This is a genomic window from Salisaeta longa DSM 21114, assembly GCF_000419585.1.
Taxonomy (GTDB): Bacteria; Bacteroidota; Rhodothermia; order Rhodothermales; family Salinibacteraceae; genus Salisaeta; species Salisaeta longa.
On the sequence record NZ_ATTH01000001.1, the window covers coordinates 1,720,594 to 1,743,759 of the forward strand.

The following is a 23,166-nucleotide window of genomic DNA, read 5'->3' on the forward strand; positions in this document are numbered from 1 at the left end:
CACGAACGCCCTTCAACCCCTTATGGCTACCGATTTTCGAACCGAGCGCGACTCCCTTGGCGAGGTGCGCGTGCCGTCTGATGCCCTTTACGGCGCCCAGACGCAACGCGCGAAGGAGAACTTTCCCGTAAGCGACTTACGGTTTTCGCGCCGCTTCATTGAAGCCCTTGGCATCGTGAAGGAAGCCGCGGCCCGCGCCAACCAGTCGCTGGGCTTGCTCGACGAGGCCACCGCCGATGCGATTGTAGCAGCCGCTCGCGAGGTGCGCGCGGGCACCCACGACGACGCCTTTGTCGTCGACATCTTCCAAACCGGCAGCGGCACCTCCACCAACATGAACGCCAACGAGGTGATTGCCAACCGCGCCTCGGAGCTGGTGGGCGCCGCGCGCGGCAGCAAGGCGGTGCACCCCAACGACGACGTCAACATGTCGCAGTCGTCCAACGACACCATTCCCACGAGCATGCACGTGGCCGCCCGCCGTGCGCTCACCGAGGAGTTGCTGCCCGCCCTGCGCGCCCTCCACACGGCGCTATCGGACAAGGCCGCTGCGTTCGACGACGTGCTCAAAAGCGGCCGCACCCACCTGATGGACGCCACGCCGGTACGCTTGGGGCAAGAGTTTAGCGGATATGCTGCGCAGGTTGCGCGGGCCATCGCGCGCATCGAGGAGTCGGCCGCGGCGCTGGGCACCGTCGCCCTGGGCGGCACCGCCACGGGCACCGGCCTCAACTGCCCCCCCGACTTTCCCGAGCGGGCCATCGGGTTTATCAGCGAGATTACGGGGCTCGACTTCCAGGAGACCGACAATCACTTTGCCGAACAGGCCGCCAAAGATACGTACGTGGAGGCGCACGGCAGTTTGAATACGTTGGCCTCGGCCCTTCTCAAGATTGCCAACGACCTGCGCCATCTGTCGAGCGGGCCCACGAGCGGGCTCTCGGAGATTACGCTGCCCACCATTCAGCCGGGGTCGTCGATCATGCCCGGCAAAATCAACCCGGTGCAAAGCGAACAGGTGATGATGGTTGCGGCCCGCGTGATGGGTAACCACACCACCATCACGGTTTCCAACACGCACGGCAACTTCGAGCTGAATGTGATGATGCCCGTCATGGCCCATGCCATGCTTGAGAGCATCGACATTTTGGCCGGCAGCGTAGAGGCCTTCCGCACCAAGTGCGTCGAGGGCATCGAGGCCAACCGGGCGCGCTGCAAGGAGCTGTTGGAACTCAACCCTTCGATTGCGACGGCCCTGAATACTGCGATTGGATACGACAAAGCCAGCGAGGTAGCCAAGCGGGCCGCGAAGGAGCGGAAGTCGGTGCGCACCATCGTGCAGGAAATGGATCTGCTCACCGCCGAGGAGCTCGACGAGTACCTCGACGTGCGCGCCATGACCGAACCCGGCATCCCCGGCTAGCGTAGATGCGTCAACCAAACGTAAGATTGCCGGAACGGGCCCGCGCATACGAAACCGCGGGTCCGTTCCGTTATACAGCCCCGTGGTGGGAGTTGCAGCGGCCCCGCATACCCGGGCCGTTGTTCGTGTTGCCAAGCGACGAATACGCACAGCTTATGAGTGCAAAAAGCAAAGTATCGATAGCAATCGTGGTGGTTACGGCATTTACCGCCGGCATCTTTTTCGCCACCATAGGTGCCAATTACTTCAATGCCAAGGAGGCCGTAGGCACAGCAACCACGGCAGCCCCCTCGGCCGCGGCGTTGCCGGTTAGCCCGCAGATGGCTGCCATGCAAGAAGCCTTTACCCAAGTTGCTGAAACCGTCAACCCGGCGGTCGTCCAAATTCAGGCGGAAAAAGTCATACAACGGCGCAGCCCGTTTGCTGGCACGCCGTTCGAAGAGTTCTTTGGCGGGCGGGGCGGCGGCACGTATCGCTCGCAAGGCATCGGCTCGGGCGTGGTCGTGCGTTCCAGCGGGTACATCGTCACCAATAACCACGTGGTGGAAAATGCCGACAACTTAAGCGTGCGCATGTTCGACGGCACGACCTACGACGCCGAAATTGTGGGCACCGATCCGCTGAGCGACCTGGCCGTCATTAAGGTCGACGCAACCGAGTTGCCCACCGTCCCCTACGCCGATGTTGAATCGGTAGAGACCGGGCAGTGGGTGGTGGCGTTTGGCTCCCCGCTCTCCGCACAGCTAAGCAACACCGTTACCGCAGGCATCGTCTCAGCCGTCGGGCGCCTGCGCGCGGCCTCCCAAGACGGCGGCGTCCAGAACTTCATTCAGACCGATGCCGCCATCAACCCCGGAAACTCCGGCGGCCCCTTGGTAAACCTTAAGGGGCAAATCATCGGCATCAACACAGCCATTATCTCCGAGACCGGCGGCTATCAAGGCATTGGCTTCGCCATTCCGGTGAACACCGTGAAACGGGTCGCCGAACAATTGATCGCCGATGGCACCGTGCAGCGCGCGCGCCTCGGCATCCGCTACGGCCCGGCGCCGCAAACGCTCATTGAAAACGAAGACCTACCAGCCGGCGCTGCCGTCATTGGGCAGGTGAACGAAGGATCGGCCGCCGACGAAGCCGGCCTCAAGGCAGGCGACATCATTGTAAGCATCGATGGGCAGACGCTGGAAGATTACCTGCAGGTGGGCAATGTCATTCTTGGCAAACAACCCGGTGACACCGTGCAGCTCACGGTACAGCGTAACGGCGAACGTCAGACCTTTACCGTCACGCTTGGGGCCATGAACCCCGGCCCAACGGCTTCAAACGGATCTTCGGGCGAGGGCGACGAGGACAGCCTGACGAGCGAAGACATCATGAGTGAGCTAGGCTTTGCTTATCGCGATATCACCCCCGAAATCGCACGTCAGCTGGGCCTAGAGACGTCAGAAGGTGTTATCATCACGGAGGTAGACCAGAGCAACCGCATGGTGCGCAACTCCGGCATCCAGCCCCGCATGGTCATCGTGCAGATGGCGGGACAGCGCGTAACCGGCGCGGATTCCTTCGAGGCGATCTACCAACAGATTGAGCCGGGACAGAGCTTCCGGATCATGCTCCAAAGCCCGAACGGCTTCATGTACGTCTCCTCCCTCACGAAGCCCGCGAACTAACACACCGGTCTTACGCTGTCGGTACCATACCGCAAACGCCCGGACCGCTTTGCAGCGATCCGGGCGTTTGCGTTTGCGTGCCCGACGACAGACGTCGCCTCAGTGCGGTGTAAACAAACGTTTACATGCCAAACGACTCACCGCATGCGCAAGTGCGCGATGCCTGCGGGTTGGCAAAGTGAAAGCCCTCGCCATCTAGCCCGTCGGTAAAATCCAGCTCCGAGCCGTCGACGTAGAGCGCGCTTTTCTGATCGAGCACAACGCGCACGCCGTCCACCGCCTCCACGGTGTCCGTTTCCTGCACGGTGGTATCCCAGCCTAGGTCGTACGTAAGCCCCGAGCACCCGCCGGGCACGACCGCAACGCGCAAGAGCGTTTCTTCCAGGTCAACCCCTTCCTCAGACGCTACATCGCGGATTTGATTAAGCGCGCGATCCGTAACAGAGACAGTCATGGCAGCAACCAAACAAGTGAAGCAGTTCATTGCAGACGGATGATTCGTAACCGCGGCATCCACTCATAAGTTTCTGCGCACGACCGCATGAACCCTGCGTGAGAATCGGGGCAAACCGTGACCAACATGCAATGCCAAACCACGGCCGCGGAACGTCCGGGAGGTGCACAGGTAGACCAGGTGTGTCGACTGCTGTTGACACGTAAACAAACGTTTACACTGCGATGAACACTGGCTGCCTGCTGCCGCATGGGCCGGTTTCGTTCATCCTCCGCGCACTTGAGCCTGAGCACAACGCGACGCCCTATGAGCCAGTCTGAAACCGAATACCTCGAAGGAGTGGCCAGTCAGGAGTATGAGCATGGCTGGACCACCGACATCGAAACCGAGACGGCCCCCAAAGGCCTGAACGAAGACGTCGTGCGCTACATTTCCGAGCGCAAGGAAGAGCCCGAGTGGCTTACCGAATGGCGCCTGAAGGCCTTTCGCTACTTCAAAACACTGATGGAAGACGAAGGCAGCTATCCGGAGTGGGCCCATCTGGACTATAAGCGACCGGACCTGCAGGACATCAGCTACTTCTCGGCTCCAAACAACAAGGCCCGCTACGACAGCCTCGACGAGGTCCCACAGGAGCTCTTGGACACGTTTGAGCGCCTCGGCATTCCGCTGGAAGAGCAGAAGCAGCTCACCGGCGTGGCCGTAGACGCGGTGATGGACTCCGTTTCGGTCGCCACGACGTTTAAGGAGACGCTGAAAGAGGCGGGCGTCATCTTCATGTCGTTTGGCGAAGCGGCCCGCGAGCATCCCGAACTCGTCAAGAAGCACCTGGGCTCGGTGGTGCCCTACACCGACAACTACTACGCGGCGCTCAACTCGGCCGTGTTCTCGGACGGCTCGTTCGTGTATGTGCCTGAGGGCGTACATTGCCCCATGGAGCTCTCCACCTACTTCCGGATTAACGAGCAGGGCACCGGTCAGTTTGAGCGGACGCTCATCGTAGCCGAGAAGGGCAGCTATGTGAGCTATCTGGAAGGCTGCACGGCCCCCATGCGCAAGGAGCAGCAACTGCACGCAGCGGTGGTGGAGCTCGTGGCGCACGAAGATGCCGAGATCAAGTACTCTACCATCCAGAACTGGTACCCCGGCAACCCCGAGACCGGCGAAGGTGGCGTGCTGAACCTCGTGACGAAGCGCGGCATCTGCAAGGGCGACCGCTCGAAGATCAGCTGGACGCAGCTTGAAACCGGCTCCGCCGTCACGCAGAAGTACCCGAGCGTCATCCTGAAGGGCGACGACTCGGTCGGCGAGTTCTACTCTGTGGCTTTCACCAAAGGCAAGCAGCAGGCCGACACCGGCACCAAGATGCTGCACCTAGGCAAAAACACGAAGTCTACGATTATCTCGAAGGGCATCTCGGCCGGCGAGTCGAATAACAGCTACCGCGGCCTCGTCAAGATTGGCAAGAACGCCGAGAATGCGCGCAACTTTTCGCAGTGCGACTCGCTCTTGCTGGGCGACACCTGCGGCGCGCACACCTTCCCGTACATCGAAGTGGGCAACAACTCGGCCCAGGTGGAGCACGAAGCGACCACCTCGAAGGTGGGCGAAGATCAGATGTTCTACTGCCACCAGCGCGGCCTGGGCGAGGAGGAAGCCCTGAAGCTCATTGTGAACGGCTTCTGCCAGGAGATTCTGGCCGAGCTCCCCATGGAGTTTGCCGTTGAGGCCAAGGAGCTGCTCGCCATCGAGCTGGAAGGCTCCGTTGGATAGGCCCCATCCGAACCCCCTTTACGGAGGGCGTCCGGCCGGACCGCCGGCCGCTCTCCTTTTTCCGTATTTCTCTACACCCGATATCAGCACACAACATGGCACTCCTTGAAGTTAACGATTTGCATGCAGGCGTTGAAGGCGAGGACATCAAGATCCTCAACGGCGTCAACCTGACGGTAGAACCCGGCGAAGTGCACGCCATCATGGGGCCGAACGGCTCCGGCAAAAGCACGCTGGCCGCGGTGCTCTCGGGCCGCGAAGAGTATGAGGTGACCGGCGGCTCGGTCACCTACAAGGGCGAGGACCTGCTCGACCTGGAAGCCGAAGAACGCGCGCAGGCCGGCGTCTTTCTCGCGTTTCAGTATCCGGTGGAGCTGCCGGGCGTAAGCATGATGAACTTCCTGAAGGAAGCCGTGAACAGCGTGCGCGAGGCGCGCGGCGAAGACGACCTCAGCTCGGCCGAGTTTCTGCAGCTGGTGCGCGAGCGCTCGAAGCTCGTGGATCTGAGCCCCGACCTCGTAAAGCGCGCCGTGAACGAAGGCTTCTCGGGCGGCGAGAAGAAGCGCAACGAAATCTTCCAGATGGCCATGCTGGAACCGCAGCTCGCCATTATGGACGAGACCGACTCGGGCCTCGACATCGACGCCCTGCAGCAAGTGGCCGACGGGGTGAACAAGCTCCGAAGCGACGATCGCTCGTTCGTCGTGATCACGCACTACCAGCGCCTCCTCAACTACATCGTGCCCGATCGTGTGCACGTGATGATGGACGGCCGTATTGCGCGCTCTGGCGGCAAAGAGCTGGCGCTTCAGCTGGAAGAACAAGGGTACGACTGGCTGCGCGAAGAAGCGGCCGCGGCAGCGTAACCGCACGCTTCGCTCTCCGTCGAACGAACCACTCCCGACTCCCATTATGGCAACTGCACTCGACACCGACACCCGCCCCGAAGACCGCTTCATCTCGGCCTTTGAGGTTAACCACGGCGAGGCCCTCAACGGCACCAGCGCCTCCATGGCGCAGCAGCGCGAACAAGCGATTGCGCGCTTTGCCGAGCTGGGCCTGCCCACCAATAAGCTGGAGGCCTACAAGTACACCAACATCGCCAAGGTCCTCGACCGGCCCTACACGATGCCGCTAGGCTCCGAGGCCCCGTCGGTAGCACCGGACGACATCACGCCGTTCTTGATCGACGACCTCGACGCCCACCGCCTCGTGCTGGTGAATGGCCGCCTCGATGCGTCGCTCTCCGACGTGGGCGCGCTGCCCGATGGCGTGGTGGTGAGCGGCCTGGCCGACGCCGGAGCGCATAACGCGGACCTCGTGGATGCGCACTACGGCCGCTATGCCGACAGCACCGACGAGGCCCTCACGGCCCTCAACACGGCGTTTGCACAAGATGGCGCGTTCGTGTATGTGCCCCGCGGCACCATGCTCGACAAACCGGTCTTCGTGCTGCACCTCAACGCGGGCGCCGAGGATGCGTTCGTACAGCCGCGCCAACTGTTTGTGGTGGAAGAGGGCGGCGCGGCCCGCGTCATTGAGGCCCAGTACAGCCTCACCGAGGCGCGCACCTTTACCAACACGGTCACAGAAGCCTTTGTGGGCGCGCGCGGCAACCTCGACCACTACGTCCTGCAAGATGAAGGCGCACACGCCTCGCAGGTGCACACCCTGGCCGCCGCGCACAACGAAAGCAGCATCTTCGATACGCACACCGTCACGCTCTCGGGCGAGGTGGTGCGCAACAACCTGACGCTCACGCCCGACGGCGCCCACTGCGAAACACACCTCTTTGGCCTGCTGCTCGGACGCGGCACCATGCACATCGACAACCACACGCTGGTAGACCACGTGCATGCCGATTGCTTCAGCAACGAGCTGTACAAAAACATCCTGGACGAATCCGCAACCGGCGTCTTCAACGGCAAGGTGTTTGTCCGACCCGACTCGCAGCGCATCAACGCCTACCAGTCCAACAAGAGCGTGGTGCTCACGGACGAGGCCGAGATCTACGCGAAGCCCGAGCTCGAAATATACGCCGATGATGTGCAGTGCAGCCACGGCGCCACCACCGGACAGCTCGACAAAGAAGGCCTGTTCTATCTCCGCTCGCGGGGCCTCTCGGAGTACCGCGCCCGCGTGCTGATGCTGCAAGCCTTTGCGCAGGATGTCATCGACGAGATTAAGGATGACACCTACCGGGCGTTCGTCACCGAGCGCGTGCGCCAGCGCTTTGCCGAATCGTTCGCATAACCGCCACCAACCCCCGCCCCGCCATGGCGCAAGCCCCGCCCGCCGACGTATCGTTTGACGTAGCCGCCGTGCGGCGCCAGTTTCCGGCGCTCGCGCAAGAGGTGTACGACGACACGCCGCTCGTGTACCTCGACAACGCCGCCACGACGCAAAAGCCGCAGGCCGTCATCGACCGGCTGCAGACCTTCTACGCGGAGGAAAACAGCAACGTGCACCGCGGCGTGCACCGCCTGAGTCAGCAGGCGACGGATGCGTACGAGGACGCGCGCCGCACGCTGGCCGCGTTCATCGGGGCGCCGTCGCCCGAAACGGTTGTCTTTACGCGGGGCACCACCGAGTCGATCAACCTCGTCGCCCAAACCTTCGGCCGCTCAACCTTCCAAGACGGCGACGAGATCGTGCTGACGGCCATGGAGCACCACGCCAACATTGTGCCGTGGCAGCTTCTGCAGCGCGACATCGACCTGACCCTGCGGGTGGTGGAACTCACCGATCGCGGCGCGCTCGATATGCAGGCCTTTGCCGAGGCCCTCTCGCCGCGCACAGCGCTGGTGGCGCTGCCGCACATCTCAAACACGCTGGGCACCGTCAACCCCGTGGCCGATGTGGTGGAGGCCGCCCATGCGCGCGATATTCCGGTGCTGGTTGACGGCGCACAGGCCGCGCCCCACCGCCCGCTCGACGTCGCGGCGCTGGATGCGGACTTCTACGCCTTCTCGGGCCACAAAATGTTTGGCCCCACGGGCATCGGCGTGCTGTATGGCAAGGCGGAGCACCTGGCGGCGATGCCGCCGTATCAGGGCGGTGGCGACATGATCGATACGGTGTCGTTTGAGCGCACCACCTTCGCCGAGGCGCCGCACAAGTTTGAGGCGGGCACGCCCAACATTGCCGACGCGATTGGCCTAGCGGCGGCTGCGCAGTGGATGATGGATCACGACCGCGCGGCCCTCGCGGCGCACGAAGACGACGTGCTGGCATACGCCACCGATCGGTTGTCGCAGCGCCCCGGCGTGCGCCTGGTGGGCACCGCGCCGGAGAAGGCGAGCGTGCTCTCGTTCGTGCTCGACGACGTGCATCCCTACGACGCGGGCACCGTGCTCGACCGCCTGGGCATCGCCGTGCGCACCGGTCAGCACTGCACCGAGCCGCTGATGGACCGCCTGGGCCTTCCGGGCACCATCCGCGCCTCCTTCGCCTGCTACAACACCCGCGCCGACGCCGACCGCCTCGCCGAAGGCCTCGACCGCGTGCAACAACTGTTTGGATAGTCTCATGCCAACCGATTCCTCCATCGACGCCCGCGCCCAACAGATCGTGGATGAGTTTGCGCTCTTCGACGACTGGATGGGCCGCTACGAATACCTGATCGAGATGGGCAAAGACATCCCGCGCATCGATGATGCCTACAAAACCGATGCCCACAAAATTAACGGCTGCCAGTCGAATGTGTGGGTGCGCGCCGACACTCACGACGGGCGCCTCCGCTTTACCGGCGACAGCGACGCGATGATTACGAAGGGCCTCGCCGCACTGCTCATCCGCGTGCTCGACGATCAGCCCCCCGAGGCCGTGGTGCAGGCCGACCTCAACTTTCTAGACGACATTGGCATGCGTGAGCACCTGTCCTCCACCCGCAACAACGGCCTGCAAGCCATGGTCCGCCAGATGAAAGCCCGCGCCGCACGCCTTTCCGCTGCTTAACACCACCCAACCCTTGCTGCCATGACCGAACCATCCAACGACGCGTCCCGGAAAATTGAGCGCCCCGAAACGGTGCCCGCGCATCTTCAGGAGGGTCCAACCACAGACCTTGAAGAACGCATCGTCGCGGCCATTCGGGAAATCTACGACCCCGAGATTCCCGTCAACGTCTACGACCTCGGGCTCATCTACACCGTGAACGTGCACGACGACAACACCGTCGACGTCCTCATGACGCTCACCGCGCCGAACTGCCCCGCGGCCGGCATCTTGCCCGGACAGGTGGAAGATGCGGTGCGGATGGTGGATGGCGTGGAAGGCGTGCATCTGGAAATGACCTTTGACCCGCCCTTCTCGCCGCAGATGATGTCGGAGGAAGCGCAGCTTGAGCTTGGCTTCCTGTAAAGCGCCGCCGTGTCTAGCGCCGCATCCGTCGCGTGCACCTTCCGCACAATCGTCCATCCGGTATGGAATTTGAGCAGACCATAGCGCTGGCTAGCGACTTGCTGGCCGATGGACGCACCGCCGATGTGTTGCAGATGATTGACCCGCTGCTCGCCTCGCACGACGCGCCGCAACGCACTGCGCGCCTGCGTGCGCTGGCCGCACGCGTGGCCGTCACCGATCGGTGCGATGCGCCCCGGGCCTTGGAGCTGCTGGCGCCGTTTCGGGAGCGAGCGGCCCGCGCCACACTGTCCGACACCGCCCGCGCCGATGTGGCGCTGTGGCTGGGCTGGGCATTGGCGTTGCGCACCGGCTCGCCCGCGGACGATGCCCACGCGCTCAGCCTGCTCGACGAAGCCGAACAGCAATACGCGGCGCTCTACGACGTGCACGGCCAGGGCTGGGCGCTGCTTGGGCAGGCACAGGCGTACTTTGCCATCGACGAATACCACCTGATGCGCCGGGCGCTGCGCGAGGCCAAGCACTTGCAACGTGCCCTCAACGATGTTCTTGCCACGCGCTGGCTCTGCGAGCTGCGCATCCCGGCCTTGCGCTTTGAAGGGCGCTACGACGAGGCGCGCGCGGCGATCGAGCGGCTGCGGTCGCTCCAGCCGTTTGTCCACGACCGCCGCGTGAAAGGCCATGCCTATGCCCACGAGGCCGCTGTGGACTACGACACGGGCGCGCCCCCCGAACGCATTGTGGAAGCCGCCACACAGGCCGCCACGCTGCTTGGCCCGCTCGCTACCGACGCCCGCTATCCGCTCCTCACGTCGTACCACGCCCGCATCGGAGCGCTGCTTCGCTCCGGGGCCGACGAAGAGGCCGAGCGCTGCATTGCCGCGGCCCTCGATGCCATGGACGATTATCCCGTGGGCACGGCGCACCTGCAAACCCTTCGGGCGCGGCGCGCGCTTCGTCAGGGGGCACCAGAGCGCGCCGAAGCCTTGCTCCGCGATCTGTTTGCGCAGGCCCACCACCTGCCCCACGGGCTGCAGCGCTCGCACGTGGCACTGCTACGCGGGGAGCTCCTCGCGCGCCGCGGCGCCACCGACGAGGCCCTCCGCTGGATGGAACGGGCCTTGCAAAATGCCCAGGAAACGGGCCACCGCGGCCATCAGCTGCAGGCCCTTCTCACCCTGGCCGCCACAGCCCTGCGCGCGCAACGGCCGGAGACGGCCCAGCGATACCTGAAGGCCACCGCGCAGTACAAGCGCTACTTTGGGGTGCTTCCCTTTGCCGCGCAGCGCTTTGCCGTGCTCGCCCGCGCCGCCGACGACGCACCGGATGCATACCGGTGCCTGGCTGCGCAGGCGTACCGGCGCATGGGCGATGCACAGCGGGCCGACGCGCTCGCTGTGCCCTCGTATGCCGTAACGGATCATCTTGCCCCCTTACTTACCAGCGCAGCACCGTGCCTGCCGCTTGTGGCGTCGCTGTGGCACGCGGCCGACGGAACCGAAGCATCGACCCTTGTGCTGCATGCCGCCGACGGGGAGACGCGCTGGCGCGTTCTGGCCGGGTCGGTGGCGGCGCTGCCCGACGCACCGCCCCCGCCCGACGCCGTCGTAAACAACCGGCGGTGGGTGCGCCTCTACGCCGATGACACCCATGCCGTATACTGGTGCGGCCCGCCCGATGACGACCGCTGGACGGCCCGGCTGGAGGCCCTCGCCCCGTGGCGCCCGGTCGTGGCACTGGCCCTAGAGCAGTCACTGCGCGCCCGTCCGCCCGTTGCCAACGAGCCGTCGAATCCGCTGCCTGCGCTGGTGGCCGAGAGTACGGCGATGCAGGCGGTGCTGGACGAGATCCGACACATTCATGCCAGTCACCACGCCGTGCTCATTAGCGGAGAGGGCGGCGTCGGCAAGTCGCTTGTTGCTCAGGCGCTGCATCGCGCAAGCGCCCGCCACGACGCGGCCTACCACGAGGTGGAGTGCGCCTCGATGCAACGCATTCCGCTGGCCGAGCGCCTGTTTGGGCGGGCCGGCGATCCGGCATCGGGGGCGTTCCGGCGCGCTGCGGGCGGCACCCTGGTGCTGCGCAACATCGACGCCCTCCCTAACGACCTGCAGCGCCGCTTGCTGCGCGTGCTGCGGCGGGGCACCATCTTTCCAGAAGGCAGCGAGGCGCCCGAGCCGGTCGACGTGCGTGTAGTGGCCACGGCCCCGCACACGCTGGCCGACCACGTGCGGCGCGGCGACTTTCGCTCCGACCTGTACGACGAACTCGGCGTGATCCGGCTGCGCGTGCCGCCCCTACGCGAGCGTCGCGCCGACATTCCGGTGCTTGTACGCCACTTTTTGCGCGCCCTCACGCCCGAGGCCCAATCCATTGTTGCCATCACCAACCGGGCCCTGCGCGCGCTGCGCACGTACAACTGGCCCGGCAACGTGCGGCAGCTACGCAACGAAATTGAGCGGGCGCTGCTGTTGGTGCGCAGCGAACCGGCGCCCACTATCGACTTGCGCGACCTTTCCGCCAGCATCACAGAACGCGACGACGCGGCGGAGCCGGCCGCCTCGCCCAACGACGCCCTGGAGGCCATCCTGGCGCCTAACGAGACACTCCGCGACGTACTCGCGCGCACCGAAACGGCCGTCATCGAGCGCGTGCTGCGCGCATGCGACGGTCAGGTGACGGCCTCGGCCGACGTGCTGGGCCTCTCGCGGCAGGGCCTCTACAAAAAGATGAAACGCCTCAATATCGACGCCGCCGCCTTCCACAGCGAAGCGGCCGCTGCATCGTAGTATCCTTCAACGCTCCCGTTGCCATGTCCGACGAACCCGCCGATACCCCCTCAATTGCCGTGCGCCTGGATCATGCGTCCGTGATGACGCCCGATCTGGACGCGGCCGCCGATTTTTACACGACGGTGCTCGGGCTTCAGCTCCGCACCGTGACCGACGACCCCGTGCGCAAGGGCCGCCGGCAGGCCCTGCTCATGGACGGCGCGGGCCACGACATCGTGGAGCTCATCGAAATGCCGGAAATGGCCCATCCGTCGGTGCCGGGCCGCGGCGGGGTGCATCACCTGGGCTTTCGGCTTTCGGATGCCGACTGGCACACGCTGCGCGCCCGCCTCGACGCGCAGCAGTACCCGTACCAGGAAAAGGAAGGCCGCCTGTTCATTCGGGATGCCGACGGGCTCGTTCTGGAAGTAGAACATACCTAACGGCCTGCTCCCACGCGGCCCGCGCACGGGCCTTTAGCCGTGGGCTTCCAGCACCTCAGCCAGGCCAAGCTGGTCGATGGCATCCTTAACCAGCGCCCGCGCCCCGTCAGGCGTCTCGGCTTCGGAGTACACGCGCAGCACCGGCTCCGTGCCGCTCGGCCGGATGAGCAACCACCCATCCGCCGCAATGTGCTTGTAACCATCCAGCGTATCGACGCGCTGCACCGGACGCCCATCAATCGTGTCGAGGCCGCCGTCGGCCGCCAGCCGGGCTAAGACGCGCTCTTTCAAGGCGTCGGTGATGTGCAGGTCGTCGCGGTAGCAGTGGTGCGGCCCAAAATCGTCGTACAGCTCCTGCACCAGCGCCGCGAGCGGCCGCCCGCGCTTCACCATCATCTCCACCAGCAGAAGCCCAATGTAGAGGCCGTCGCGCTCGGGGATGTGCCCGGCCGCAGCAATGCCGCCCGACTCCTCGCCGCCCACCAACACGTTTCCGTCGGCCATCTTCGTGGCGATGTATTTGAAGCCGATAGGCGTCGTTTCCAGCGGCAGGTCGTACCGCGCGGCCATCGCGTCGAGCATGTGCGTCGTCGAAAACGTCTTGACCACGGTGCCCGTCAGCCCGCGCTCCTCCACCAGGTACTTGACGAGCAGGGCCAGGATGCGGTGCGAGCTTACGAAGCGGCCCGTGGCGTCGTACATGCCAATGCGGTCGGCATCGCCGTCGTTGGCAATGCCCACATCGGCGCCATGCGTGGCAATGGCCTCCGCGAGGGGCGCGAGGTTACGAGCGATGGGCTCGGGCGCCTGCCCATGAAAGCCCGGATTTTCGTCGTGGCGCACCGGCACCACCTGATCGCCCAGCAGCTCCTGCAGAAACCCTTGTCCGGCGCCGTACATCGCGTCGTGGGCAATGGTAAGGCCCGAGGCCGCGATGGCCTCGATGTCGAGCCGTTCGCGGAGCACGTGCAGGTAGGCCGAGCGCAGGGCGTACGGCGACACGCGGCCCTCGGCCTGTAGCGTCTCCAGCTCGGGCAACGCATCGGGCGCGGGCCCTTCCGCGGGGATGCGAGCCTCTACCGCGTCGATCATCGCGGGCGGCGCCGGGCCGCCAAAGTCGGCCTTGATCTTGAATCCGTTGTAGTGCGGCGGATTGTGACTGGCCGTAATCACGAGGCCCGCGTCAGCGTCTTGGTCGAGCGTGCCCCAGCTTACGGCGGGCGTGGGCACAAACGTGTCGGCCAGGTGCACCGTGAGGCCCGAGGCGCCAAAGATGCGCGCCACAAACTGCGCAAACGAGCGGCTCATGAAGCGCGTGTCGTGCCCCAGCACAACCGACGGCTCCGGCCCGTAATCGTCAAGCAGCCAGTTGGCGGTGGCTTGCGCGACGCGCGCGAGGTTGTCGAACGTATACTCTTCCGCAATGACGGCGCGCCAGCCGTCGGTGCCAAACGAAATTGGGGATGCCATAACGCGGCGAAGATGCGTGATTGATGGGATCGGGCCTTCAAGAAACGATGCGGCGCGCACAAAAGCACGGCGGCCCCTGCAAACCGCTTGTTAAAGTTGAGCGCTACGCCCGATCACTCCGATACGACAACGTCCCACAGCGCGTCGAGCGTGGGATCGATGGTGGGCACCGCGTGCGAGCGAGCCATCACCTCGGCCAGCGCCTCCGGCACAGGCACCGTGGCACCCACGAGCGGCTCCACCACATCGGGAAACTTGGCCGGATGCGCCGTTGCCACCAGCATCCACGGATGATTGTCGTCGGGGTCGAGGCGCTCGCGTGCAGCCACCGCGGCCGCCGTGTGCGGATCCCACACGGTATCCCACGCGTCGGGGCCGCGGCGCATGTGTTCGCGAAGGGCGTCATCAGGCACACGCACGGCCTCTACGGCCTGGCGCAGGGCGTCGGGCGGCGGCCAGTGGTGCAGCAGGCGCTCCATGTTGCTGGGGTCGCCCACATCCATGGCGGTGGCCAACGTCTCGACCGTGTCGAAGGCCGTATAGGCGCCATGCTCCAGCGCATGCACCACCGCGCGGTTGGCATTTGTCGCCAGCACGATGCGTTGCAGCGGTGCCCCCAGAGCGCGGGCGTATAACGCCGCGAGGCCGTTCCCGAGATTGCCAGAGGGCACGATGACGTTAGGCGCCACGCCATGCCGCGCGCGGTAGCGCAGCCCCGCCGCCACGTAGTAGGTCATCTGCGGGAGCAGCCGCCCGATGTTGATGCTGTTGGCCGAGGAGAGGCGCAGGCGCCCATTCCAGCGCTCCGACTGAAACGCCGCCTTCACGAGGCGCTGGCAGTCGTCGAAGACGCCGCGCACCGCCACCGTCTGCACGTTGGCATCCCAGCCGGTGAGCTGCTTTTCTTGGCGCGCTGAGACGCGGCCCTTGGGATAGAGCACCACCACCTCTACGTTGGGCTTGCGGTGAAAGGCGGCCGCGACCGCCGCTCCCGTATCGCCCGAGGTGGCCACCAGGATGGTGAGCGGTTGGTCCGCGGAAGCGTTCAGGCGGGAGAGGCTATCGGCCAGAAAGCGTGCGCCCACGTCCTTGAAGGCAGCGGTGGGGCCGTGGTAGAGCTCTAGCACAGCGGTGCGGCGGCCCACATCGGTGAGCGGGACTGGAAAGCCGTACGTCGCTTCGCAGAGCGCGGGGAGCACCGGGGCGAGCGGGTCATTTTCCCCCACAAACGGACGCAGGGCATGCGTGGCCACCGTGGGGAGGGATGCCGCAGGCGCGGGCCAGTGATTCAGCGTGGGAAGCGTCTGCGGCACGTACAGCCCGCCATCAGGCGCAAGGCCTTTCTGCAGCGCCGTGGCGAGCGATACAGCGCGGGCGTCGGATTGGGTGCTCAGGTACTGCACAAGCAGGGAAAGCCGGTGACAGAGGACGCGCTATGACGCCGCGGGCCATGCGCTGAGTTCGTTGTGCGTAAGCTCTTCTAGAAAATCGAGCACGTAGGCATTAAACTGCTTCGGATGCTCAATCATGGGCGCATGCCCGCACTTGTCGATGAAGTGGAGCGTAGCCTGCGGCATCCGTTCCTGAAACTCGCGGCCCACGTCGGGGGGCGTGATTTCGTCGTTGGCGCCCCACACCAACAGCGTCGGCATGTTCAGTTCGCCCAGGCGATCCGTTACAATTTCTTTATCGGCCGAACGTGCAATCTTGATCAGTCGGATGGCGCGCCCGCGATCGTCGAGCACGTTGAGCATCTTGTCGATCAGCTCGTCGGTCGCGTGCTTCGGATCGTAGAACGTCATCTCGGTGCGCTCGCGGATGAACTCCCGGTCGCGGCGGCGCATGGTGGAGTTGCCGAGCGACGCCTCGTAGATGCCTGACGATCCCGAGAGCACCATCGCGTGCACCGTCTCCGGATAGTCCAGCGCATACAGCAGCGCAATGTGCCCGCCCAGCGAGTTGCCCACGAGCACCGTCTGGTCAAACTCCATAAACTCAACAAAATCACGGATATAGTCCGTGAGACCAGGGATGTGCGTGTTGCGCACCGAAAGCTCGTACACCGGAATGACCGGGACAACTACGCGGTACCCGGCCTCGGCGAGCGCGTACACCGTGTCGGTCCAGTTATCAAGATCGCCCAAGAGGCCGTGCAAAAGCACAATCGGGGGCAAAGGGGACGCCGTTGGCCCTTTGTCGATGTATGCGAAATCATTCGACTCGTGAACAGTGAACGGCGTGTCGTGCATGAGCGGCAAGTGCAATAAAACAGGAGACAACCTGGCGGCGAACATGTTAACAGGCGGTCAACGCACCCCCGTCCGGGCTTGATCCACAAAGCCACCTTTGCACACATTCAATACGCGCCCTTGCAAGAATTGTGCGCTGTGCCTACCATACGGGTACCGCTGCGGCCAAACATGCCATGCGCAGGCCACACGCTGCAGCGACGGACGGCATCACGGGCTACGTGCCCGGACTGTTTGAATCCTCTGCTATACCGGCGGTTTGCGTCCGCCACGAAGAAACCGTCCGGGAAATGTATAAGTTATGAAGCATCCAATAACTGGCGTATCTATTCCTTTGTATGGGTTTTCTTTATCCATGAGCGAACGATCGAGCACACGTACCCTGCCGTCTAGCCTGTGGAGCGCTCTTGCCGGCGGTGCCGTGGGCCTTACGCTGGGTCTTTTGCTGGCCCCTCGCAAAGGCGTACAAACGCGGCGGCGCGTTGCGTACCAGCTGGAGTCGCTGGCCCTGCGCGTCACCGAGTCTCTGCAACGCATCGCCCGTGAGGATGCTGCAAGCGAAGCCCAACGCACCCGCGCCGCCCTGGCGTCTGATGCCCAGGCCCGAGCCGATCATATTCGGGAAGACATCGACGCCCTTCTTGAAGAGCTACGTAAAAAGCAGCCGTCGCCGCCCAACGACTGATGCCGCCGCCTGCATGGCGCGCTCGCTTTCTTCCCATTTGTTGTTAACGTGCCTACATGCCTAAACTTTCCGTTCTCCTCGCGCCGTCCGAAACCAAACAGCCCGGCGGCAATCCCTTTGCGCCCGACATGTTTGACTACCGCACCTCGGGCACGTTCAACTATTTCGATTCCCTCAATCCCGAGCGGCGCAAGCTCATCGACGCGATTCACGCGGTCATCGAGACCGGAGACGAGGCGGCACTCGCCGATCTTTTTCAGGCCGAGGGCCCCATCCTCGACGAGGCCGTACAGGCGATGGCCGAGATCTATGATGCGCCGCTGATGTCGGCCCTCGACCGCTTCAGCCCCGGCATCATGTATGCCGCCATGGATTTTGCCAACCTGCCCACGGGTGCCCAGCGCCGGCTCCTTGAAAACGGCATCATCTTCTCTGGCCTGTTCGGGCTGCTACGACCCGACGACCTGATCCCGAATTATCAGCTGGGCATGGAAGCCACGGTGCCCACCATTGGCCCCGTAACCGATTACTGGCGGCCCCTGATCAGCGATGTGCTGAACGACTACCTCCGCGACCGCTTCGTGTGGGACCTCCTGCCCGAGGTGCACCGCTCGGTGTGGGTCGATGAGCACACCTACGAGGCCCGGGTGCGCGTGCGCTTCGAGGAAGTGATTGACGGGGAGCGGCAGCCCGTACCGCCGGAGGAAGCGGCCATCCAAAAGGGCCAGTTTGTGAACTACATCGTGCAAGAAACCGCCGAGGAGCTGGACGACCTGCTCGAATGGGAGCATCCGGACGACTTCGTGTTCGACGAGGCCGGGGCTTCGTTTGATGACGAAACCAACACCTGGTCGATTGCCATGGTGCAAGAGTAAACGAGCGGATTAAGGGTAGCACGCCTTACGGTATGGATACGCCGGTTGTCATTGGCATTGCGGGCGGGTCGGGCTCCGGTAAAAGCACCGTGTTGCAGCGCGTGGTGCGCTCTATTGGCTCTGCGCGCATCGCCGTGCTCGATCACGATGCGTACTACCGCGACCTCTCGCATCTGCCGCCCGAGGAGCGCGCGCAGTTCAACTTCGACCACCCGCGCGCCCTCGAAACCGACCTGATGCGCGAACACCTCGATACGCTGCTGCAGGGCACGCCCATCGAGAAGCCGATCTACGATTTTACGACCCACAGCCGAAAGGACGAGACGCAGCACATCGCCCCGCGGCCCGTCATTATCCTGGAGGGCATTCTGGTGCTCGCCGAGCCTGTGCTGGAAGCGGTGATGGACATCAAGATTTACGTGGACACGGCCGACGACATTCGGCTCATGCGCCGCATCCGGCGCGACATCCAAGAGCGCGGGCGCTCCATCGACGGCGTGCTCAACCAGTACGAGCGCACCGTACGGCCGATGCACCTGGAGTTTGTGGAGCCCTCGAAGCGCAACGCCGACGTCATCATTCCGCGCGGCGGCCACAACCACGTCGCTATCCAGATGGTGCTCGCCCGCATCCGCGACCTCCTTCCCGCGCCCACGGCCTGATGCGCACATCGTGCCGTTTCGATGCTCAAGCCGTCGGCACGGCGTCTGAGGCGGCCACGGCCTCGATGCGAGCATCGAACGCTTCATGCTGTACCGACCAGTCGAAGCGTGCCGGGATTTTGCGCAGCGTGCCGTGTGGAAGCAGCGGCTGGCGCCCCGCCAGCACGTCCCGCAGAATCGCAAAGAGCGCGTCCTCGTCGTCGTACAAGATGGGTGCGTGCAGCAGGGGGCGGTGGTGCGTATCCGGAATGAGCTCGGGGTAGCTGAGCCGGTTGGGCAGCACCGGATGGCAGCCGCAGTAGATGGCCTCCATGACCGCCACGCCAAAGAACTCGTGCAGCGCCGTTGATACCACCACATCGGCCCGGTGCAGCAAACGGCTGTACGCGGCAAAGTCCTCGGCGTAGCCGTAGTGCAGCACGCGATCGCCGTACCGTTCAAACGCCTGCTCAAACACCTCGGGCGCATTGCGAAACTTCTTACCCGCCAAAATCAGCCGGAAGTCGCAGCCTACGTCGTCGAGGCGATTCATGGCGCGAAAAAACGCCTCCGGGTTTTTGTCGTACTCCCACCGCTGATTCCAGAGAATGATGGGCGGCGTGTTGCGGATCGCCTCGTCCGGGGCCTGCGCGTCGTGCGCCTTGAGGTTGAGTCCGAGCGGCAGCACGGAGCTTTTCTCACGAATGGCGCGCACCGTGTGCAGGTTCGTAAAGTCGGGGAACGTGCGCAGCAGTTGCGGCAGCGCGTCGGTGAACTCGTTGAAGTGGAAGCGCGAGTTGAACGCCACGTGGTCGGCCGCGAGCGCCGATTGGTAGTTGATGATGCTGTAGCTGCGGTCGCGCGAGCGGTCGGGCGGTAGCGGGTACGTGAGCTGGTTTTCGTGGAAGTAGGCCAGCACGGGCACGTCGGCAAGCACGTCGCGCGTGAGTGCCAGGAACGCCGGCAGGTGCACCATGCTACTGGCTAGCAGCACATCGGGCACAAAGCCGTCGTGCAGGGCCTGGCGGGCCTTCTCGGCCAGCGTGATGGCGCCGCCTTCCATGCGCCACCGCCAAAAGCGGCCCGGCATGGTGAGGCACCGGAACGTGTGCGTGCTGTGCGCCGCGAGGCCATCCAAGAATCGCCGGTGCGAGCCGCCGTACCAGGGTTCAAGCGCCAGGACGTTCATGCGGTTGGGCGTGGTTGAACAGACGGCGCGCGACCGGTGAGCGTTACGATTGCTGGCGCTTCTGGGCTTCTTCGGCCTTTTCGATCAGCTTGGCGAAAAAGCCTTTCTTCGCATCCTTGCGCGAGCCCCGGCCGTTGGTCGACGGGTCGTCCTTCTCCTGCTCAATCTCGTGGTTGATGTACTGCTGCTGCGCCACCGAGACGATGTTAAACGCCAGGTAGTACAGGCTGAGCCCCGAGGCAAATCCGTTGAAGATGAACAAGAAGAAGATGGGCATGCCGTACATCATCGCCTTCATCTGACCGCCGCCCGCGCCAGGCGACGACTGCAGCCGCATGGTGGCAATCATGGAGAGGGCCATGAGCAGCGTGAAGCCGGAGACGTAATCGCCGTAGAACGGAAGGGTAAACGGCAGCTGGAGAATAACATCCGGCGCCGACAAGTCTGCCGCCCACAAGAAGCTCTCCTGGCGCAGCTGAATAGACTGCGGAATAAACTGATAGAGTGCGATGAGCACCGGGTACTGCAAGAACATGGGCAAACAGCCCCCAATGGGGTTGACGCCCGTCTCCCGGTACATCTTCATCATCTCCTCCTGCTGCTTCTGCGGGTCGTCGCCGTACTTGTCCTTGATCTCCTCCATCTTGGGCTGCAGCTCGCGCATCTGCGCCATGCTACGGTACGACGAGCGCGTCAGCGGATAGGTGAGGAGCTTGACGAGCAGCGCGATGATGATAAGCGCCAGCCCGTAGTTGGGCAGCACGCCGCCCAGGTATGTGAGCACCGGGATGAAGATGTATTTTGCGAGCGGCCGCGTCATCCACTCGAAAAAGTCCCAGCCGTAGTCAACCATGTCGTACAGGTCACGGTTGTACGACGCGAGGTTGTAATAATTGATGGGCCCCAGGTACAGGTTGAACTGATCCGTAGGCTCCGCCGGAGTGGGCGCCGGCAGCTGGAGCCGGGCCGTAAGGCTTTTTGTGTCGATGGAGCCGTCGTGCTGTACGCGATCGCCGATCAGGTCGGCCCCCTTCACCGCATCGGGCGCGTCGGGCAGCACCGCGGCCGTAAAGTATTTGTTTTTCGTGGCCACCCACCCGATGTCGCCGTTTAGGCTGCGCTCGTTGTGGTCTTGGTCAGACAGCGCGAGGCCCACCACCTCGCCGCCCGAGTACGCAAAAAGGCCCGTGTGGCGCAGCTCGCCCTCCGTTTCGTCTTCCGAGAAGGGCATCGCATCGTCCCAGACCAGCGCGTAGCCGTCGCGCGTCAGGTAACGATCCGCGTTCTCATGGCGGATCGCCAACCCGACGTCGTACGACGACGGCCGGAAGGTATAGGTCTGATGCAGCGTGCCGCCGCTGAGCGTAGCCGTAAACGTGAGCGTGGCCTCTTGCTCCGTTATGCGGAGGGTGTCGCCGGCAAAAGCGGAGGTGAAGTGCACGTCGCGCGTGTCCACGAGGCGGCTCTGCGGCGTCGTGAACGAAAGCGCCAGCGCGCCCCGCCCGGTGGAGTCGATCAGCTGCACCGGGTTCTGCTGTTGCCCGTACTGGTGATAGTCCTTGAGGGCAAAGCGCCGGAGCGTACCGCCTTGCGAGGAGAGCACCGCCTCGTAGAGCGGCGTCTCGACGACGATGGTGCGCGCGGTGTCCGGCAGCGGCTGGTTGGTCGCCGGCGCCAGGGCCGCCGTATCGCGCGACGCGGTTGCGGCCGCTGGCGCTGCCGTATCGGACGGCGCGGCCTGCGGGGCGGGCGCCTGCGCGGCGGCCGTGGTGTCCTGAAACGGCTGCTGCGGCGGTTGCGGCGGCTGCGGGTTGAACCAGTACATCCAGCCCAGCATCACCACGCCAAACAGAATGGTGGCGATGATGACGTTGCGCTGGTCTTCCGGCGCGGGTTGGTTGCTAAGCGAGCGGGGCAAAGGCTTCAGACGATTGCGAAAGACAACAATGGAACGACCGCCCGGGCGCTACGGGTGGAGCGTGGCGACGAGGCGGTCAAGCACGCGGGGCAGGTCGCGCGGGATGGCGGTGTCGGCTGTCGCCGGATCGCCGCGAAACAGCAACATCACCAGCAGCGCATCGGCCCGGGGCCGCTGCACCTCGAGCACGGCATGCTGATGCCGGCGGTAGACCTCCCGCATGAGGCGCCGCACGCGGTTGCGCGCCACGCCGCTGCGTACGCCGGGGCCGGGACTAAACCCTATCTGAAGCGGGGTGTCGTGGCCCGTTTGCGAGCGGTCGACCCGCCGAAACAGGGCGCGCAGCGCGCCCACCGCCACTGTGGCCACGTCATCGCGCGACCGGTCGAAGAGCGACCGGATTAGGCGGGTGCGCTTCAGGCGGTGCGACGGCGGAAATGTGTAGCGGCGCGCCTGCGGCGCACCGGCCCGTGACGAAGACATAGGGCGTGGGTTATACCGGCTTGCCGGAGCTCTTGTCACTCACCGTGAGGTTTTTGCGTCCTTTCTTGCGGCGGCGCTTGAGGATCTCACGGCCACTTTTCGTTTTCATGCGCGCCCGAAAGCCGTGCTTGTTGCGGCGCTTCCGGCGGCTGGGTTGGTAGGTGCGCTTTGGCATAACAGTCGATAGAATAAGAGGACAGAACACAACGAATCACGCGCTCTAACGACGGCTGCCCTTCGATGTTTGGGGCGGGCCGGGCTAAAACATCGTCAAATTAACACGCCGCGGCCCCTGCGGTGCCTGGGAACGCAGGGTGCCCCCAGACATTAACAGAAAACATGCACGTGGTGCGTCCACTAGCAGGCGGCTTGTGCGCCGCCTGCACGCAGCGGGAATAGCTCAGGGGTAGAGCATCAGCTTCCCAAGCTGAGGGTCGCGGGTTCGAATCCCGTTTCCCGCTCCACCAGCGCGCGGGCCCGCACGAGGCGCGGCGTTCCCGGTTCGTGTGGAGCCTGTGTGGAAAGCGCAGCCGCTCCGAACCTTCGCGGGCGGCGGGCTTACATCGGTAGCGCAACGCGTTACTACGCGCCCTTGGGGCGATTAGCTCAGTTGGTTTAGAGCACCTCCCTTACAAGGAGGGGGTCGTTGGTTCGAATCCAGCATCGCCCACATTTTTTCTCCGTAAGTCTCTTTTTTTATGGACTTACGGATTCCATGGTACAACGCAGCACAGCAAATTAGCTGAGTACGGAGAGCAGA

Annotated in this window: 21 protein-coding genes and 2 tRNA genes; 15 read left to right on the forward strand and 8 right to left on the reverse strand. The window is 64.2% G+C overall.

The annotated features are described in order from the left end of the window. Positions 1–22: 22 nt before the first annotated feature. Together SALLO_RS0107090 and SALLO_RS0107095 are read left to right on the forward strand one after the other, a co-directional pair. Complete coding sequence (locus SALLO_RS0107090; protein ID WP_022835616.1) at positions 23–1,423, forward strand: class II fumarate hydratase; 1,401 nt, start codon at positions 23–25, stop codon at positions 1,421–1,423. 155 nt (positions 1,424–1,578) lie between these two features. Then, positions 1,579–3,093 (forward strand): trypsin-like peptidase domain-containing protein, encoded by a 1,515-nt coding sequence (locus SALLO_RS0107095; RefSeq protein WP_022835617.1) that lies wholly within the window; start codon positions 1,579–1,581, stop codon positions 3,091–3,093. A 121-nt stretch (positions 3,094–3,214) separates the two neighbouring features. Here SALLO_RS0107095 and SALLO_RS0107100 read toward each other — a convergent pair whose 3' ends face one another. Beyond that, complete coding sequence (locus SALLO_RS0107100) at positions 3,215–3,547, reverse strand: HesB/IscA family protein (protein ID WP_022835618.1); 333 nt, start codon at positions 3,545–3,547, stop codon at positions 3,215–3,217. A gap of 306 nt (positions 3,548–3,853) precedes the next feature. Between SALLO_RS0107100 and sufB the strand changes: the two genes are divergently transcribed. From sufB to SALLO_RS0107140, 8 genes are all read left to right on the forward strand, one after another. Then, on the forward strand, positions 3,854–5,320 hold the full coding sequence (sufB, locus tag SALLO_RS0107105; protein WP_022835619.1) for a Fe-S cluster assembly protein SufB: 1,467 nt from the start codon (positions 3,854–3,856) through the stop codon (positions 5,318–5,320). A 95-nt stretch (positions 5,321–5,415) separates the two neighbouring features. Further along, on the forward strand, positions 5,416–6,186 hold the full coding sequence (gene sufC / locus SALLO_RS0107110) for a Fe-S cluster assembly ATPase SufC (protein ID WP_022835620.1): 771 nt from the start codon (positions 5,416–5,418) through the stop codon (positions 6,184–6,186). Positions 6,187–6,232: 46 nt separating this feature from the next. Then, the gene (gene sufD, locus SALLO_RS0107115; protein WP_022835621.1) at positions 6,233–7,573 is read left to right on the forward strand and encodes a Fe-S cluster assembly protein SufD; all 1,341 of its coding nucleotides are present in this window, start codon (positions 6,233–6,235) and stop codon (positions 7,571–7,573) included. A 23-nt stretch (positions 7,574–7,596) separates the two neighbouring features. Continuing rightward, complete coding sequence (locus SALLO_RS0107120; protein WP_022835622.1) at positions 7,597–8,844, forward strand: cysteine desulfurase; 1,248 nt, start codon at positions 7,597–7,599, stop codon at positions 8,842–8,844. 4 nt (positions 8,845–8,848) lie between these two features. After that, positions 8,849–9,277: a SufE family protein gene (locus SALLO_RS0107125; protein WP_022835623.1), complete on the forward strand. Its 429-nt coding sequence runs from the start codon at positions 8,849–8,851 to the stop codon at positions 9,275–9,277. Between the two features lie 21 nt (positions 9,278–9,298). Continuing rightward, positions 9,299–9,682 (forward strand): SUF system Fe-S cluster assembly protein, encoded by a 384-nt coding sequence (locus SALLO_RS0107130; protein ID WP_022835624.1) that lies wholly within the window; start codon positions 9,299–9,301, stop codon positions 9,680–9,682. A 62-nt stretch (positions 9,683–9,744) separates the two neighbouring features. Next, complete coding sequence (locus SALLO_RS17735) at positions 9,745–12,471, forward strand: sigma-54-dependent Fis family transcriptional regulator (protein WP_022835625.1); 2,727 nt, start codon at positions 9,745–9,747, stop codon at positions 12,469–12,471. A 23-nt stretch (positions 12,472–12,494) separates the two neighbouring features. Beyond that, a complete protein-coding gene (locus SALLO_RS0107140) occupies positions 12,495–12,896 on the forward strand; it encodes a VOC family protein (RefSeq protein ID WP_022835626.1) in 402 nt (133 codons plus the stop codon). A 33-nt stretch (positions 12,897–12,929) separates the two neighbouring features. On the opposite strand, the gene SALLO_RS0107145 is transcribed toward SALLO_RS0107140, so the two are convergent. The 3 genes from SALLO_RS0107145 to SALLO_RS15860 all read right to left on the reverse strand — a co-directional run bounded on the left by SALLO_RS0107145 (position 12,930) and on the right by SALLO_RS15860 (position 16,615). Continuing rightward, positions 12,930–14,366, reverse strand: coding sequence for a phosphoglucomutase/phosphomannomutase family protein (locus SALLO_RS0107145; protein ID WP_022835627.1), 1,437 nt, complete (start codon positions 14,364–14,366; stop codon positions 12,930–12,932). A 113-nt stretch (positions 14,367–14,479) separates the two neighbouring features. Then, positions 14,480–15,769, reverse strand: a complete 1,290-nt coding sequence (gene thrC, locus SALLO_RS0107150) for a threonine synthase (RefSeq protein WP_022835628.1) — start codon at positions 15,767–15,769, stop codon at positions 14,480–14,482. A gap of 30 nt (positions 15,770–15,799) precedes the next feature. Continuing rightward, positions 15,800–16,615, reverse strand: coding sequence for an alpha/beta fold hydrolase (locus SALLO_RS15860; protein WP_040606110.1), 816 nt, complete (start codon positions 16,613–16,615; stop codon positions 15,800–15,802). 355 nt (positions 16,616–16,970) lie between these two features. On the opposite strand from SALLO_RS15860, the gene SALLO_RS0107165 reads away from it, so the two are divergent. From SALLO_RS0107165 to udk, 3 genes are read left to right on the forward strand one after another with little or no spacing between them, the layout of a single operon-like run. After that, entirely contained in the window at positions 16,971–17,300 is a 330-nt protein-coding gene (locus SALLO_RS0107165; RefSeq protein ID WP_022835631.1) for a YtxH domain-containing protein, read from the forward strand. A gap of 56 nt (positions 17,301–17,356) precedes the next feature. Further along, positions 17,357–18,175 (forward strand): YaaA family protein, encoded by an 819-nt coding sequence (locus SALLO_RS0107170; RefSeq protein WP_022835632.1) that lies wholly within the window; start codon positions 17,357–17,359, stop codon positions 18,173–18,175. Between the two features lie 32 nt (positions 18,176–18,207). Then, the gene (gene udk / locus SALLO_RS0107175) at positions 18,208–18,837 is read left to right on the forward strand and encodes a uridine kinase (protein ID WP_022835633.1); all 630 of its coding nucleotides are present in this window, start codon (positions 18,208–18,210) and stop codon (positions 18,835–18,837) included. A gap of 25 nt (positions 18,838–18,862) precedes the next feature. On the opposite strand, the gene SALLO_RS0107180 is transcribed toward udk, so the two are convergent. The 4 genes from SALLO_RS0107180 to rpmH are packed head-to-tail and all read right to left on the reverse strand — an operon-like array spanning position 18,863 to position 22,581. Further along, positions 18,863–20,005: a tRNA-queuosine alpha-mannosyltransferase domain-containing protein gene (locus SALLO_RS0107180; protein ID WP_022835634.1), complete on the reverse strand. Its 1,143-nt coding sequence runs from the start codon at positions 20,003–20,005 to the stop codon at positions 18,863–18,865. Positions 20,006–20,048: 43 nt separating this feature from the next. Beyond that, on the reverse strand, positions 20,049–21,923 hold the full coding sequence (gene yidC, locus SALLO_RS0107185) for a membrane protein insertase YidC (protein ID WP_022835635.1): 1,875 nt from the start codon (positions 21,921–21,923) through the stop codon (positions 20,049–20,051). Positions 21,924–21,971: 48 nt separating this feature from the next. Next, positions 21,972–22,406 carry a ribonuclease P protein component gene (locus tag SALLO_RS0107190; RefSeq protein ID WP_022835636.1) on the reverse strand — a complete coding sequence of 145 codons (435 nt, stop codon included), beginning with the start codon at positions 22,404–22,406 and terminating at the stop codon, positions 21,972–21,974. 10 nt (positions 22,407–22,416) lie between these two features. Next, complete coding sequence (rpmH, locus tag SALLO_RS0107195) at positions 22,417–22,581, reverse strand: 50S ribosomal protein L34 (RefSeq protein WP_028567013.1); 165 nt, start codon at positions 22,579–22,581, stop codon at positions 22,417–22,419. Between the two features lie 214 nt (positions 22,582–22,795). Between rpmH and SALLO_RS0107200 the strand changes: the two genes are divergently transcribed. Both SALLO_RS0107200 and SALLO_RS0107205 read left to right on the forward strand, forming a co-directional pair. Beyond that, a tRNA-Gly gene (locus tag SALLO_RS0107200) sits at positions 22,796–22,870 on the forward strand. Between the two features lie 131 nt (positions 22,871–23,001). Next, positions 23,002–23,076, forward strand: a tRNA-Val gene (locus tag SALLO_RS0107205). Positions 23,077–23,166: the final 90 nt, after the last annotated feature.

Excerpts from the sequence above, each read along its gene's own strand:
- sufD (WP_022835621.1), top strand. The coding sequence starts at position 6,233 with ATGGCAACTGCACTCGACACCGACACCCGCCCCGAAGACCGCTTCATC.
- SALLO_RS0107100 (WP_022835618.1), bottom strand. The coding sequence starts at position 3,547 with ATGACTGTCTCTGTTACGGATCGCGCGCTTAATCAAATCCGCGATGTA.
- SALLO_RS15860 (WP_040606110.1), bottom strand. The coding sequence starts at position 16,615 with ATGCACGACACGCCGTTCACTGTTCACGAGTCGAATGATTTCGCATAC.
- sufC (WP_022835620.1), top strand. The coding sequence starts at position 5,416 with ATGGCACTCCTTGAAGTTAACGATTTGCATGCAGGCGTTGAAGGCGAG.
- SALLO_RS0107180 (WP_022835634.1), bottom strand. The coding sequence starts at position 20,005 with ATGAACGTCCTGGCGCTTGAACCCTGGTACGGCGGCTCGCACCGGCGA.
- SALLO_RS0107090 (WP_022835616.1), top strand. The coding sequence starts at position 23 with ATGGCTACCGATTTTCGAACCGAGCGCGACTCCCTTGGCGAGGTGCGC.
- SALLO_RS0107095 (WP_022835617.1), top strand. The coding sequence starts at position 1,579 with ATGAGTGCAAAAAGCAAAGTATCGATAGCAATCGTGGTGGTTACGGCA.
- SALLO_RS0107170 (WP_022835632.1), top strand. The coding sequence starts at position 17,357 with ATGCCTAAACTTTCCGTTCTCCTCGCGCCGTCCGAAACCAAACAGCCC.
- SALLO_RS17735 (WP_022835625.1), top strand. The coding sequence starts at position 9,745 with ATGGAATTTGAGCAGACCATAGCGCTGGCTAGCGACTTGCTGGCCGAT.
- SALLO_RS0107120 (WP_022835622.1), top strand. The coding sequence starts at position 7,597 with ATGGCGCAAGCCCCGCCCGCCGACGTATCGTTTGACGTAGCCGCCGTG.
- SALLO_RS0107145 (WP_022835627.1), bottom strand. The coding sequence starts at position 14,366 with ATGGCATCCCCAATTTCGTTTGGCACCGACGGCTGGCGCGCCGTCATT.
- SALLO_RS0107130 (WP_022835624.1), top strand. The coding sequence starts at position 9,299 with ATGACCGAACCATCCAACGACGCGTCCCGGAAAATTGAGCGCCCCGAA.
- udk (WP_022835633.1), top strand. The coding sequence starts at position 18,208 with ATGGATACGCCGGTTGTCATTGGCATTGCGGGCGGGTCGGGCTCCGGT.
- SALLO_RS0107125 (WP_022835623.1), top strand. The coding sequence starts at position 8,849 with ATGCCAACCGATTCCTCCATCGACGCCCGCGCCCAACAGATCGTGGAT.
- SALLO_RS0107165 (WP_022835631.1), top strand. The coding sequence starts at position 16,971 with ATGAGCGAACGATCGAGCACACGTACCCTGCCGTCTAGCCTGTGGAGC.
- rpmH (WP_028567013.1), bottom strand. The coding sequence starts at position 22,581 with ATGCCAAAGCGCACCTACCAACCCAGCCGCCGGAAGCGCCGCAACAAG.
- sufB (WP_022835619.1), top strand. The coding sequence starts at position 3,854 with ATGAGCCAGTCTGAAACCGAATACCTCGAAGGAGTGGCCAGTCAGGAG.
- SALLO_RS0107140 (WP_022835626.1), top strand. The coding sequence starts at position 12,495 with ATGTCCGACGAACCCGCCGATACCCCCTCAATTGCCGTGCGCCTGGAT.
- SALLO_RS0107190 (WP_022835636.1), bottom strand. The coding sequence starts at position 22,406 with ATGTCTTCGTCACGGGCCGGTGCGCCGCAGGCGCGCCGCTACACATTT.